The 13757-nt window shown below is 74.6% G+C and carries 10 protein-coding genes; 4 read left to right on the top strand and 6 right to left on the bottom strand.

The genetic code is table 11. The annotated features are described in order from the left end of the window. Window positions 1-128 precede the first annotated feature (128 nt). The 3 genes from ACFYR0_RS23970 to ACFYR0_RS23980 form a co-directional block, all read right to left on the bottom strand. Entirely contained in the window at window positions 129-1637 is a 1509-nt protein-coding gene (locus ACFYR0_RS23970) for an MFS transporter (protein WP_389331569.1), read from the bottom strand. 596 nt (window positions 1638-2233) lie between these two features. Next, window positions 2234-2503, bottom strand: coding sequence for a hypothetical protein (locus ACFYR0_RS23975; RefSeq protein ID WP_389331572.1), 270 nt, complete (start codon window positions 2501-2503; stop codon window positions 2234-2236). After that, complete coding sequence (locus tag ACFYR0_RS23980; protein WP_389331836.1) at window positions 2500-2916, bottom strand: TetR/AcrR family transcriptional regulator; 417 nt, start codon at window positions 2914-2916, stop codon at window positions 2500-2502. The genes ACFYR0_RS23975 and ACFYR0_RS23980 overlap by 4 nt, the downstream gene beginning before the upstream one ends. A gap of 328 nt (window positions 2917-3244) precedes the next feature. Here ACFYR0_RS23980 and ACFYR0_RS23985 point away from each other — a divergent pair, with 328 nt between their 5' ends. The 3 genes from ACFYR0_RS23985 to ACFYR0_RS23995 all read left to right on the top strand — a co-directional run bounded on the left by ACFYR0_RS23985 (window position 3245) and on the right by ACFYR0_RS23995 (window position 6157). Continuing rightward, window positions 3245-4723 carry a glutamate--cysteine ligase gene (locus tag ACFYR0_RS23985; RefSeq protein WP_389331575.1) on the top strand — a complete coding sequence of 493 codons (1479 nt, stop codon included), beginning with the start codon at window positions 3245-3247 and terminating at the stop codon, window positions 4721-4723. 107 nt (window positions 4724-4830) lie between these two features. Continuing rightward, complete coding sequence (locus ACFYR0_RS23990) at window positions 4831-5502, top strand: hypothetical protein (RefSeq protein WP_389331578.1); 672 nt, start codon at window positions 4831-4833, stop codon at window positions 5500-5502. A 1-nt stretch (window position 5503) separates the two neighbouring features. Further along, the gene (locus tag ACFYR0_RS23995) at window positions 5504-6157 is read left to right on the top strand and encodes an RES family NAD+ phosphorylase (protein ID WP_389331581.1); all 654 of its coding nucleotides are present in this window, start codon (window positions 5504-5506) and stop codon (window positions 6155-6157) included. A 42-nt stretch (window positions 6158-6199) separates the two neighbouring features. Here the strand turns inward: ACFYR0_RS23995 and ACFYR0_RS24000 are convergent, their stop codons facing one another. Together ACFYR0_RS24000 and ACFYR0_RS24005 are read right to left on the bottom strand one after the other, a co-directional pair. Continuing rightward, a complete protein-coding gene (locus ACFYR0_RS24000; RefSeq protein ID WP_389331584.1) occupies window positions 6200-8356 on the bottom strand; it encodes a caspase domain-containing protein in 2157 nt (718 codons plus the stop codon). Window positions 8357-8432: 76 nt separating this feature from the next. Further along, a complete protein-coding gene (locus ACFYR0_RS24005; protein ID WP_389331587.1) occupies window positions 8433-12485 on the bottom strand; it encodes a CHAT domain-containing protein in 4053 nt (1350 codons plus the stop codon). Between the two features lie 194 nt (window positions 12486-12679). On the opposite strand from ACFYR0_RS24005, the gene ACFYR0_RS24010 reads away from it, so the two are divergent. Beyond that, a complete protein-coding gene (locus ACFYR0_RS24010; protein ID WP_389331590.1) occupies window positions 12680-12943 on the top strand; it encodes a GlsB/YeaQ/YmgE family stress response membrane protein in 264 nt (87 codons plus the stop codon). Window positions 12944-13027: 84 nt separating this feature from the next. Here the strand turns inward: ACFYR0_RS24010 and ACFYR0_RS24015 are convergent, their stop codons facing one another. After that, on the bottom strand, window positions 13028-13720 hold the full coding sequence (locus ACFYR0_RS24015) for a CBS domain-containing protein (protein WP_389331593.1): 693 nt from the start codon (window positions 13718-13720) through the stop codon (window positions 13028-13030). Window positions 13721-13757: the final 37 nt, after the last annotated feature.

Below are 13757 nucleotides of genomic sequence, written 5' to 3' on the forward strand. Positions count from 1 at the left end.
ACTCGGCTCAGCAAGTCGACGGATCGTCAGCAGGGCTCGGCTCGCGAGGGCGACGGTGCGCCGGCAACGCCCGGCCCCGTGGCGCGACGGATCGTCAGCACCGCCCCGTGTCGTTGTGCGACGGATCGTCAGCGGCGGCCGGTGGGCGCCGCACCCCGCGCGACCGGCACCTGCAGCTTCCGGGGCAGCATGGTCAGGGTCACCACCGCACCGAGGGCGTAGAGGCCCGCCGAGGTCGCGAAGGCCGCGTGGTAACTCTTCAGCGTGGCCTCGGCCATGAGCTGCGGCGTGGGTGTCTTCCCGGCGAGCTGGTCCGCGACCGTGCCGGCGGCGATCGTGCTGAGGAGGGCCGTGCCCAGGGAGCCGCCGACCTGCTGCATGGTCTTGATCAGCGACGAGCCGACGCCGATGTCGGCCGGATCGATCCCGGCCGTCCCCAGGTTGATGGACGGGGACATGATGAGCCCCATCCCGACGCCGAAGACGATGAGCGCGGGCAGCACGTATGTGGCGTAGGGACTGGTCTCGGACAGCCGGGTCAGTCCCGCCATGCCGCAGGCGGCCAGCACCATGCCGGTGGACACCAGGACCCGGAAGCCCGCCTTCGGCAGCAGGACGATGTTGCTGACCATCGAGGTGGTGGTGATGGAGAGGGCCATCGGCAGGAAGGCCAGTCCGGTCATGACGGGGCGATAGCCCATGGTGTGCTGGAAGTAGTACGTGAGGAACAGCAGGACGCCGAAGATGCCCGCGCCCCCGATGAGCAGGGCGAGGAACGCGGTGCCGCGCACCCGGTCGAGGACGATGCGCAGCGGCAGCAGGGGGTGCGGCGTCCGGGTCTGCCACCAGACGAACGCCACGACGAGCACGGCCCCGGCGGCGAGGAAGCCCCAGGTGCGCGGGGAGCTCCAGCTGGCGGAACCCGCGCCGGACAAGCCGTAGACGAAGCAGAACAGGCCGGAGGAGGCCAGGACCGCGCCCGGCAGGTCCAGCTCGGGTCTGCGGCCGGTGGGGCGCGGCCTGATCAGCACCAGGGCGCCCAGGCCCGCGATCGCGGCGAAGACGAGGTTGACGTACATCGTCCAGCGCCAGTTCAGCCCGTCCGTCAGGACTCCGCCCAGGAGCAGGCCCACTCCCCCGCCCGAGCCGGCGATGGCGCCGAAGACGCCGAACGCCTTGCCCCGCTCGGCCGGGTCGGTGAACGTCGTGCTGAGCAGGGCCAGCGCGGCGGGCGCCAGCAGCGCGGCGAACAGGCCCTGGAGCACCCGGCCGGTGACCAGCACACCGAAGGTCGTCGCGGCACCGCCGAGTGCGGAGGAGAGGGCGAAGCCGGTGAGCCCGATGAGGAAGGTGCGGCGGCGCCCGAACATGTCCCCGAGGCGGCCGCCGAGCAGCAGCAGGCTGCCGAACGCCATCGCGTAGGCGGTCACCACCCATTGCCGCCCGCTGTCGGAGAACCCGAGGTCCGTCTGCGCCGAGGGCAGCGCGATGTTCACGATGGTGGCGTCCAGCACCACCATCAGCTGGGCCACGCCGATGGTGGCGAGGATCCACCACCGCCGGGGGTCGGACACGGGGTCGGTGGCCGTCAGTACCGGCTTGGGCGACGGCGCGGAGTCGGTGGGGTCTGTGTGCATGTGGGGCTGCTCCCAGGCCGGGACGGGTCGGAGTGCTGGTGACACCGGATCAGGTCGCGGTCGGCCGCGTCGACGTCAGGAGTCGACGGCGCTTTCCCCGCCCACGGGACATCGTCGAAGGACAGCTCGTCGAAGTGGGCAGTCCGTTTGATCCTACTTGGCAGTACATTGACCCTTTTATCAGTCATCTCGGTCCGGACCGAGGAGGCGAGGCGTGCTGCGGGACGAGCCGCCGTTCCCTGAGGGCGGGTCACAAGGCGCCGCGTGCGCGGCATCAGCTGCTCCGGGAGCGGTGGCGAGAGGGGACGGGTTCGCGACGAAGCCGAGGAACACCACCGTCACGATCAGCGCTGCCCGGGTGATCACCCGGCCGGTGACCGCCATGCCGCGTGCCACCGACCCGGTGGTGTCCCCGGTGGCCTTGGCGCTCCTCGCCGTCGTAACGGACCCATGTGCCTTCGGGAGCGATCGCCTGGCCGTCGACGAACTCGCCGGACGGAGTCGGGCACGGGTTCTCGACATGACCGACGGAAAGTTTTCCGGGAATCCCCGGAGGAGCGGATTCGGCCGTGTGAGCTCTCCCGAGACGGCGTCGGTCACCGGCCGCGTCCCGCCGCCCAGGTCCCTACGCCGACGGCGCCCGCAGTCCGTCCACGATCAGGGTGAGGATCCGGGCCGCCCGCTGTTCCCTCCCCCGACGGATCGATCCGCCGCAGGACGCCGAGCTGGAGCAGGACGTCCCCGGGGTCGAGGCCGGGCTTGAGGGTGCCGTCCGCGGCACCGGTCTCGAGCAGGAGCGAGCGGGCCCGGAGGAACGGCTCGTGGCGCTGGTCGTCCCGGTCGCCGTCCGCCGCCGCGTGGATCACCTCGGCGACGCCGGTCCTGAGCCGGCCGTAGTGCGCGACCTCGGCGGACCATCCGCGCAGGCCTCGAGCGGAGGGTGCTCGCCGAGGAGGGCCGGCACGCGGTCGGTCAGGCGCTGGATCTCGTGCCGGTACAGCTCCACGGTCAGGGCCTTTCTGGTCGGGAAGTGGCGGTAGAGCGTCCCGACCCCCAAGCCCGCCTGCCGGGCGATCTCCGTCGGCGAGGCGGAGCCCGACCCGGCGAGGCTCTCCCGGGCGACGGCCAGGACGCGCCGCCGGTTCTCCCGGCGTCCCGGCGGACGGGCTTCGCGGGCGGCGACGGGTTCACGGACGGGCCCTCCAGTCGGGCGGACCTGCTGGACGGAGGGGCCTCCGTCACGTCGGTGAGGGCCTGGCGGAGGGGCCTCCGCCTCGATTCTGGCGCACCCGGCCCCGTCCCACCCTCAAAGCCGCGGTCCGCCCTCGCCTCCGGCGGGCATGCACAGCGCGTCCGGACGCGCACGGAGCGCGAGCATCCCGCCGGGCGGGCGCTCTCCGCGCCGCCTCCACCAGGGCGACCGGAAGCCCGAACTCACGCACGACCCGAGCCGGTTCGGCACTCCCTCGACGCTCCGCACGTCCGGCACCGCACCGGGCACGGTCGTGCCCACCGGGGAGCGTGAGCCCGCTGTCTGGTCGGAGGCACGCGGTGGTGCGACTCTAAGAGGTGAGGGGGTCCCGAGGCAGGACGACCCTGGAGGACCGATGGGCCGAGACGTCCCGGCGATGGTCTTCACGCGTGAGGACCGCCGCCGGTACCGGATCAAGATGCAGGCGTGCCTGGACGCGTTCGCGCAGATGCTGCGCGAGGAACGGTTCGAGACCGAGCGGCCCCAGGTGGGGCTGGAGATCGAGCTGAACCTCGTCGACGACGCGGCGGAGCCGGCCATGCGCAACACCGACGTCCTGGAGTCCATCGCCGATCCCGCCTGGGCCACCGAGCTGGGCCGGTTCAATCTGGAGATCAACATCCCGCCCAGGGGTCTGACCGCGGGCGGCCCCGACGCCTGGGAGTCGGAGATCCGCGACGCGCTGAACCACGCGGACGAGCGGGCCCGGGAGGTCGGCGTACAGCTGGTCATGATCGGCCTCCTGCCCACGCTGCGCCAGGAGGACGTGGGCGAGGGCGCGCTGTCGGACAACGCGCGCTACCGCCTGCTCAACGACCAGATCTTCGCGGCCCGCGGCGAGGATCTGCTGATCGAGGTGACCGGCGTCGACCGGCTGCGGACGTACGCGGACACGATCACCCCGGAGGCGGCGTGCACCAGCACGCAGTTCCATCTCCAGGTCGCCCCGAGCCAGTTCCCGGCCTACTGGAACGCGGCGCAGGCCATCGCGGGGGTGCAGATCGCGCTGGCGGCGAACGGTCCGTTCCTCTTCGGCCGGGAGCTGTGGCACGAGACCCGTATCCCGCTGTTCGAGCAGGCCACCGACACCCGCCCGCAGGAGATCAAGGAGCAGGGCGTACGGCCCCGGGTGTGGTTCGGCGAGCGGTGGATCAACAGCGTCTTCGACCTCTTCGAGGAGAACGTGCGCTACTTCCCGGCGCTGCTGCCGCTGAGCGACGAGGAGGACCCGCAGGAGGCCCTGAACCGCGGTGACATCCCGGAACTGTCCGAACTCACCCTCCACAACGGCACGATCTACCGGTGGAACCGGCCCGTGTACGCCGTCGCGCAGGACCGGCCGCACGTGCGGGTGGAGAACCGGGTGCTGCCCGCCGGCCCCACGGTGGCCGACACGCTCGCCAACGGGGCGTTCTACTACGGCCTGACGCGGGCGCTCGTGGAGGAGGACCGGCCGGTGTGGTCCCGCATGTCCTTCGCCGCCGCCGAGGACAATCTGCACACGGCGGCGCGTGACGGCATCGAGTCCAGCGTGTACTGGCCCGGGGCGGGCGAGGTGCCCGTGCCCGAACTCGTCCTGCGGCGCCTGCTGCCCCTCGCGCACCGGGGCCTGGAGCACTCCGGCATGGACGCGTCCTGGCGGGAGCCGCTGCTCGGCATCATCGAGCAGCGGTGCGTGGCCGGGCGCAACGGCGCCACCTGGCAGAAGGAGATGGTCCACCGCTTCGAGGACCACGACCACGTCAGCCGCCACGAGGCCCTGCGCCGCATGACCGGGCAGTACATCGACTACATGCATCTCAACGCGCCCGTCCACACCTGGCCCGTCGACTGATCCGGTTTCATCAACACCCCTGCCTCTACCGGGTGTTGAATGGGACGAGGGCGGGACGGCCGACACCGGGCCCGCCGCAGTCCGGAGGGAACCGGGGAGGGCAGCAGGTGGATCCGTTACGGGTGCTGGCCGCGGTGGCGGCCTCCTGGGAACGGCTGGGACCGCATCTGAGGGACCTGCCGGCAGAGGCCGGAGCACGGTTGGCGCAGGCCCTGGAGGAGCTGCGCGCGGCAGAGGGCCGTCCGGACGCGCTGCGCGACGCCGCCGACACCGCCGCGCGACTGGTCCTCGGGGCCCTGCCGCCGCGGGAGAGAGGCGGGCTGGACACCGGGGACGGCGGCCGGTACACCGACGGCACCGGGCACCCCGCCGTCCACGGCTTCACCGCCGCCGACCTCGCCGTGCTGCTGATCGACGGCAGCCGCATGGTCGGCCCCGTGCTCGGCCCCGTGCGCGCCCGCCTGCTCGCGCAACCAACGCTGCGGGACGCGGAACTGCGCGTCCGGGGCGGCGATCCGGCGGCCGGCGGTCTCATCCGGCTGGCCGGGCCCGGGGGACACGCGCTGCTGCCGAGCTTCCAGTTCCGCGCGGACGCGCTGCCGTGGCAGGTCGTACTGGAGGTGAACGCGCTCCTCGACTCGGAGCGGGACCCGTGGGGCGCGGCCGACTGGTGGCTGTCGGACAACACCTGGCTGCGCACCGCGCCCGCGGCACTGCTGGGCGCGGCGCGGGACGGGGAACTGGTCGGCGCCGCACGGTCGTTGCTGGAGGAGGACTGAGGTGCCCAACGTCCCTCCGCCGGCCGCCCTGCCCGGCACCCCCACGAAGGTCACCCTGCCCGAGGGCACTCCCCTGTTCCGGGTGCACGGTTCCGCCCGGTCCGCCACCGCGTTCAACCCGCTGCCCGCCGACCGGCTCTACGGCGGCGGGCGCTTCGACGGGACGGAGAGCCGGCCCTACACCTATCTGTACGCGGGGCTCGAACCCGCGGCGGCGGTGTGCGAGGTGCTGCTGCGGTCGGTGCCGTTCGCCCCGGACGGCGGTCCCCGGCTGCTGCCGCGCGCGGGAGTCGTGCGCAAGAGCTTCTCGTTCCTGAGGCTGGCGGCCGATGTCACGGTGGTGTCGCTGATGTCGGGCGCCGACCTCGCCTCGGTGGGGCAGGACGCCTGGCTGGTGCAGGCGGAGGCCGCCGAGTATCCGTGGACGCGGAACTGGGGGCACTGGATCCGCGACCGGACCGAGCCGTGGGCGCAGGGCTTCGTGTGGCCGTCCAAGCGGGAGCCCGCCGACCGGGCGGTGATCCTGTTCGGCGACCGCTGCGCGACGGACGCGGTGGCCGGGTCCGGGGCGCCCGCCGTCGACTTCGCCACCCCGGACGGCGAGGACTGGCTGAACTCGCTGCTCGCGCCGTACCACGCCCGCGTCGCGCCCTGAGCGGCCCGCGTGGCCGGCCGGGTCGTGAGGCCGACCGGTTCGTCAGGCCGGGTCGCGGTCCGGCCCGCCCGCGACGCACGGTCGGTCGGCGGGCGGTATCACCGTGCGCAGCGGGATGGTCCGGGTCGCCCACTGGCCCGGCCCCGACGCCGGAGCCTCCCCCATGTGCCGGTCGCCCCGGCCGGGCGGGGTGAGACGCAGCATGCCGTCGTCCCCGGCGAGCGGGGAGAGTCGGTCGTCGTCGTTCTCAGGGTCCCAGGGCGGCAGATGGAACGGCCCGGTGTTCAGCTCGCCTTCCGCCACGATGAGTTTGAGCCAGTCCCGGACCTGCGCCCCGGGGCGGGCGCGGTGCGCGGGGACGGTCAGCGCCACCGGCCGGTCGTCGAGCGCGAATCCCGTCCGGCCGGGCCCGACGAAGTGCCCCGGGTACAGGTCGGTATGACCGGCGTAGTCGTCGGTGAGGTTCAGCAGCACGCACCACAGCTTCCGCGTGGCGGAGCGGTTGTGGAGGCGGACGGACAGCCAGGGCTCCTGAGGCAGACCGGACGGTGTGCGGCCGTAGCCGCAGACGATCTCGCCGCCGCCGTCGGGCAGGAGGGGGCTCGGGCCGTCGGAGCTCCAGGGTCCGTCGTAGGTCCAGGGGCGGATCTCGACACGGACCAGGTCGGCGAGGGGTGAGACCGGGTTGTCCAGGGTGAGCAGTTGGTGCCAGCGGGTGAGGTGGTGCAGGCAGGCGACGACCCGTCGGGCGTCCCGCGGCCCGCCGAGCGGCAGCGGCGCCACGGCGGCCGAACCGTCGCGCCGCAGGAGCCGCGCGGCGAGGCCGGGCCCCGGCCCCGGCCCCGTCTCCGTCTCCGTCTCCGTCTCCGGAGACACGACGACCCGCAGCAGCAGCCCGGCGCCGGAGCCCGCCTCGTCCACCAGCCGCAGCAGGGGTGACGGCCGGCCCTCGGGGCCCGCCGACGCGATGGCCTCACGGACCGACCCGGCGGCGCGGCGGGCGGCCTCGGAGCCGTCCGGCGTCTCGACGCGGACCTGGGTGGGCGGCAGCGCGAGCGCCGACAGCGCCACCGGGTAGACCCGGCGGCGGTCCGGTACCCAGCCCACGGGGGCGACTTCGGTCCGGTCGGAGAGGACGGACCGGGCACGGAGGATCCGGGGTGCGGCGCCGGACGGGAGGACAGATGCCGTGGAGGACACGACACCAGGCGCCGTGACAGGTGCGGCGCCGGTCGCGGTGACCGGCGCCGTGGCGGACTCGGAGCCGGTCGGGGTGACCGTGAACTCCACGCCTTCCGGACCGTCGCCGCCGCTCAGCCCGTGGACGCGGCCGCAGTCGACCTCCCAGCCGCGCGGGCCGTTGCGCAGCAGGTGCGGGCCGCGGGACCGGGCGACCGCGCCGCCGAGGAAGGGCTGGTCGGCGATGCCTCCGGGCTGCGGCGGGAACAGGACCGGGTGCTGGTCGGCACGCTCGGTCTGGACCAGGCAGTGGGCGGCCGCCAGCAGCTCGCGGTAGGTCGCGTCCGGCCCCGCCGCGCGCAGGGCCGTCAGCAGGGCGTGCGTGAACACGCCGTGCGGGACGCCGTCGAAGTCCCGCTCGTAGGAGAGTTCGTCGAGACGGCCGGCGGCGAGCAGCACATGACCGGCGGCCGGTGCTCCGGACGTCACGGCGGACCCGCGCCCGTCGGGCGGCGCGCCCCACCAGGCGGCGGGCGGCTCGTAGCGGGCGGTGAGGCCGGCGGGCAGACGGGTGCCGCCGCCGGAGAAGCAGCAGTCGAGGACGGCGGCGACATGCGCGCCCCGAGCGGCGACCGTGTCCAGCAGCGCGCCCAACTCCTTGTCGGTCAGCGGGCGGCCGCCCTGCAGAGGGCTGTCCGCGCAGACCAGGGCCTGGTAACGGCCGGTCGCCTCGACGCGGTGATGCGCGGGCAGCACGGCCGCGTAGTCGGTGCCGTGGCCGGAGAACCAGAACAGCGCCGTGTCACCCGGCCCGGCGGCGCCGAGATGGCCACGGACGGCTTCGACGACGGCGTCGGTGGTCGCCTCCCCGTTCCGCAGGAAGCGGGGCTCGAAGGTGCCCTCGCCCAGCGTGCCGAGCAGACCCGCGGCCGCTTCGACGTCGTTGACCGCGCCCCGCAGACTCCGGTGCGGCAGCGGATAGGCGTCGATCCCCACGAACAGCGTGTACACGGTCCCCATGGCGGGATTCTCGCAGGCGAAGGCCCCGGGTTCGGGTCACAACCCGGCCACTGGCAGGGCGAGTTCGGGGCGCCCGTCACTGGCCGAGGTGGGTGAAGCCCGCCCACCCCCGCAGGTCGTCGGGGTTCACGGAGCGGACCTGGGCGGCGAGTTCCGGCGGCATGGTCCGCGGGGCCCGCCGGTCCGGGTCCAGCATCCACAGCTGGGCCAGGCGCAGCGCCGCGGCGGGCCGGGCTCCCTCGGCGTGGAGATAGTGGTGGACCATGAACATCAGGTACGACGTGGCCTCGTCCGGCACCGGCCACAGCGAGCCCAGCACCGACCTGGCGCCGTCCACCAGGAAGGCCGTCGACAGCGAGAACGCCTCGTCGTAGCCGCGTCCGGACACATGGGTGGTGCAGGCCGCCAGCGACACCAGCCCCAGCCGGGCGGGCCGGTCGCGGCGCTGGGCGTGTTCGGTGAGCTGCTCGGCGGCGAGCGTGCCGCCCGCGAGGTGGAGCTGCGAGGTCCGGGCGGCTGAGCCGGGGAGCACCTCGGCGTGGCAGGCGAGGTGCAGCACCCCGCCCGGGGACAGGGAGCGCAGCCGCAGCCAGCCCAGGAGCTCGGCGGGAGTACCGCAGCCGGTGGCCGGGCCCGCGGTGGGGCGTCCGAGGTAGGGGGCGGCGCGGTAGAACGCGGTGTGCAGGGCGGCGGCCTCCCGCCCGGCGTGGGGCAGGTCGCCGGTCGGGTTCCCGACGACCAGTGCCGGTCCGTCGAGGGGCACCGGTGCGCGGCCCATGACCTCGCAGAACAGCCGTGCCGAGGCGGCGTAGGAGAGGACGGCGTCCTGGACGGCGTACCGGTACGGACCGCCGGGCGCGCGGGTACGGGCGGCGTGCCACGGTACGGCGGCGAGGGCGCCCATGGGGACCAGCACCACCCTGGGCGGCCGGGTGGCGCCCTGGGCGCGCAGATGGGCGAGCAGCGGCTCGGTGACGGCGTGCGAGGCCCAGTCGCAGACGGCCTCCAGGGCGTGGCGCTCGACGCGTCGGCGGGCGCCGGGAGCCGGGGCCGTTGGACCGCCGACGGGGCCCATGACCCTGCCGCCGGAGGGCGTGCCCTCGCCGAGGTGGGCGGTGAGCGCGGGGGCGTCCGCGGTGAGTCCGGACAGGTGCACCACGCTCGTGCGCCCGTCGGCGTGGACGGCGACCGCGCAGCCGCCGCGCGCGGAGGTTCCGGTCCCCTCGCCCGGCACCAGGTAGACCAGGGCGTCCGCCCCGGTCCGGCGCAGGGCGGCGGCGATGTCGGGGAGGGCGGGCGGGGTGAGCAGACGGCCGGCGCCGGTTCCGGGGTCGGCGGACATCAGGTCCTCGGTCCCGGCCAGGACCTGGAGCACGCGGTGGCGGAGGTCGCCGGGGATGCCCTCGCCCTGCCCGGCGCCGTCCTCGGCGGCCGCGGCCCGCCACTCGGCGGCGAGGTCGGGGTGCCCCACGGCGGTCAGCCGGTCGGGCACGGTGCCCGCGGCGGAGGCCGCGTGCAGGACCAGCCCGCGGCCGGCGTCCAGCGCCTGGACGGCCTCGTCCAGGGAGCCGTCGGCGAGGCACCAGCGGGCGACCATCAGGGCGTGCGACGCGGAGAGGGTGAGGGTCTCGGCCGTGTACTGCGCGCGGGACTGGAGCAGGACCTGCCAGGCGTGGCCGCGCAGCGCCCGGAGCCCGAACTCGCGGCTGCGGGGGCGGAGTTCGGGCCGTCCGCCACGCCGGGCGGTGGCAGCGGCGCGATAGGCCTCGGCGAGCTGGGCCGCCGCGATCGCCCAGCCGAAGTGGCCGGGATGGGCCGCGAGGCGCACCGCCTCCTCGGACCAGTGGAGGGACTCGTCGAGGTCCTTCCGGTCGTGGTCCGCGCGGTACCTGCGCAGTTGCAGCGTGGCCAGGGAGTGGGCGAAGCGGACGCCGTTGCCGCCCTCGTAGGCGGGGTCGAGCGCGAGGGCCTCCCGCAGCAGCGCGATGGCGTCGTCGAGCCGGCGGGCGTCGGGTGTGCGCATCACCCGCAGTCCGAGTGCCAGACCGGCCAGCCCCAGGGCCTCGGCCCGGTCCCGTGGCGTCAGCGGAGCCGCCTCCCGTCGCACCCGGGCGGGGTCGATGTCGTCGTCACCGCGTTCGGCACGAGGGTCGAGGAACCCGTGCGCGGAGGCGAACGCGTCCAGCAGCATGGCCACTCTGGGGCGCAGGGCGTCCTCGGCCGGAAGGCGGTCCCGGGCGTCCCGCAGCTGCGCCGCCGCCGAGGCCAGTGCCGCGATGTCGCTCACCGCGAGGGCCTGACGGGCTCGGAGCAGGGCGTGCTGCACGGCCGCGAACACCCGTGTGTACGTGGTCACCGCCGGGTCGGCGCGCAGCCGGTCCAGCTCGGCCGCGGCCCGGGCGAGGGCGTCCTGCGTGCCCCGGACCTGTGCCTTGAAGGAGACCGCGGCGATACGGCAGGCCTCCCGGCTGCCGCGCAGCCCCTCGTCCTCGGCGGCGGCGTCCGGCCTGGCCAGGGCGGTGTCGAAGTGGTCCAGCGCGACCTGGAGCTGCTTCTCGTCGTAGGCGTGTCCGCCGGCGGTCAGCGCGGTCTGCCCGGCCGCCATGTGCAGGCTCGTCAGGAGGGGGTCCCGCGGCGGGACGTCCGCCATGGCCGCGCCCAGCTGGTCGAGCAGCCCGGCCGCGGTGGGGCTGATGCCCAGTTCGCCGAAGGACGGCGAGAAGAAGGCCACCAGCGGCAGGGCCAGGGCGCGCAGCCGGGCGGGCGCCCCGGCCCGGTGACCGCGTTCGATGACCCGCTGGATGTCCTCGCCCGCGGGCCCGAAGCTCGTCAGGCCCAGCTGCAGGCCTCCCTCCTCGCCGTCGGCGCCCGGCTCGGCCATGGACCGCCGGAACGCCTCGGCCGCCGTCCGGCCCGCGAGCACGACGGGGTCATCCGGCAGCTCCGGCAGGTGTCCGGCGCGGACCCGGACTCCTCTCAGGTAGCCGCGGGTGGCTTCCACGTAGGTGCGGACGCCGGGCGGGCAGCCGGTCGTGGAGAGGACCTCGGTGTACGCGTCCTCGGTGGCGCGCAGCTCCCCGGCGCCGAGGGTGTCGAGCGAGACGACCTGCCATCCGACGGCGAGGTCCATCAGCACGCTCCAGCGGTCGGGGGCGTCCCGCGGCCAGCGCTCCGCCACCTGCCCCAGCACGGCGAGCGCCCGGCGGGCGTCCGCCGACCGGGTCTGCTCGATGGCCCGCTCGCGCAGCAGCCGCCCGTAGACCCTCAGCAAGGACAGCGGGTACTCCGCGAGCAGGGGGCTGTCGACCGGCAGGCCGTCCAGTTGCGCGAGGGCCAGCGCGATGTCCTTCGGGTCACGGTCCTCCCGGGCCGGCTGGACGCGCAGGAGGAGCAGACGGGCGAACTGGGCGCGGGCGACGGGGAACCAGCGGTCCTGGCACTCCGTGGAGTTCTCGCCGTCGGCGACCGCTCGCCGGACCTCGGCCACCGCCCGGTCGAGGTCGGCGTCGACGGCCGTACGGTCGTAGCGGCGGGCGTACTGCTGCCCGTAGTGGAACCGGAAGAAGGCCGACTGGCCCATCGGCCCGGGTACTCCGTCGAGTGCCTCGCCGAGCTGGGTGATCGCCGCTTCGGTGTCGGCCGGGTCGCCGGTGCTGAGGTAGCGGGTGCCGTAGGCGATGCCCAGCCGGGCGCGGACCTGGCGGGTGATCTCGTCGCCCGGGGGCAGGACGGCCGCGGCGGCTTCGAGACGGCGGACGGGTTCGGCGAGGAGGGCGCCGATGCGCTCCGCGGGCATTCCGGGTTCGACGGCCGCCTCGTAGCGGGCCCAGTGCAGCTGTCCGAGGATGCCGCTCCAGGTCGGTGCGTCGGGGTGGCCGGGGGTGTCGGTGAGTGCCCGGTCGACGGCCTCCAGCGCGGCTTCGCGGTCGCGGGGGTCGCCCCGGCGGTCGGAGAGCTCCGCGAGCCACAGGCCCATGGCGACCCGTGCCGCCGAGGCGTCGGGACCGCCGCCGTCCGCGTGCCCGTCCAGCTCCGCCCTGGTCTCGCTGATCCACTCGCGCAGTTCGTCGTCGGACGCGGCGTCGAGGTCCGCCTCCGCGGTCTCCTGTCCGGCGGTGCCGTCCGTCATCCCCCGTACTCCGTCCCGGGGCGCCTTCGCCCCCGCGACCAGTGAACCTCAACTCCGCTGCCCACGGCGGTCGTTCGCGGGTCGGCGGCCGGTCGGAAACCGGGCGGGGAGCGGCTCGGGGGCGGCCCGCGGACTGAATCGCGTGCGAACGGGCACTCGTAGACCACCAACGACTGAGAAGTGACGGACCGGCCATGGAGATTTCAGGCATCATCAGCGCGATCGTCATCGGCATCGTGATCGGGGTCCTGGGACGGCTCGTCGTACCCGGACGCCAGCGCATCGGCATCCTCTGGACGATCCTCGTCGGCATCGTCGCCGCGCTCATCGGCACCGCCGTCGCCTCCGGGCTCGGCGTCGAGGACACCGAGGGCGTCGACTGGGTGGAGTGGCTCATCCAGATCGCCCTGGCAGGGCTCGGGGTGGCGGCGGTCAGCAAGGTGAAGCTGCGCCGCTGACGCGCTCCCCGGCGCCCGCGACCCCGCCGCGCGTCCACGCCGAGCCCGTGGGCGCGCGGCTTCGGCGCGCTCGTACGCCCTGAGTCAGCGTGCCGGTGTGTCCGGGACGTCGCCCAGGTCGGGGTCGAGGTCGGGGCGGCGCAGGGGGCCCTCGAGGTCGCACTCCACGTCCACGACGCCCTCGACGGTCCGTACCAGGCGGGTGAGGACCGGCACCAGCGTGGTGTCGCGGACCTGGCCGGAGAGCGTGACGACACCGTTGCGCACCCGTACGTCGACCGGCCGCACGGGGAGCGCCAGCAGGTGGGTGTCGATGTCGCGGCGCACCTCGGCCTCGATGTCCTCGTCGCTGCGCAGGAACACCTTCAGCAGGTCGGACCGGCTCACGACGCCCCGCAGCACGCCCTCGCCGTCCACCACCGGAAGCCGCTTCACCCCGGCGTGGGCCATCGCACGCGCGGCGCGGGCCGGCGAGGCGTCCGCGCGGACGGTGACGGCGGGAGCCGTCATCACCTGTTCCGCGGTCGCTCCCCGGGCCTTGGCCGAGCGCGGGCCCCGGTCCGGCGGGCAGTCCTCCGCGTCGCGGTACTCCTCCTTGGGCAGCAGGTCGGCCTCGGACACGACGCCCAGGACCCGTTGCCCGTCGTCCACCACGGGCAACGCGCTGACGTGCCACTCCCGCATCGTCCGCACGATGTCCTTGAACTCGGCGCCACCGCGCACGGCCACGACCTTGTGGGTCATCACGTCGTTCACGGTGCGGGGGCCGTCGGACATGGCGTCCTCCTCAGGTTCTCGGAAACGCGGTTCTCGG

The sequence above is a fragment of the Streptomyces sp. NPDC005017 genome, assembly GCF_042873115.1.
GTDB lineage: Bacteria > Actinomycetota > Actinomycetes > Streptomycetales > Streptomycetaceae > Streptomyces.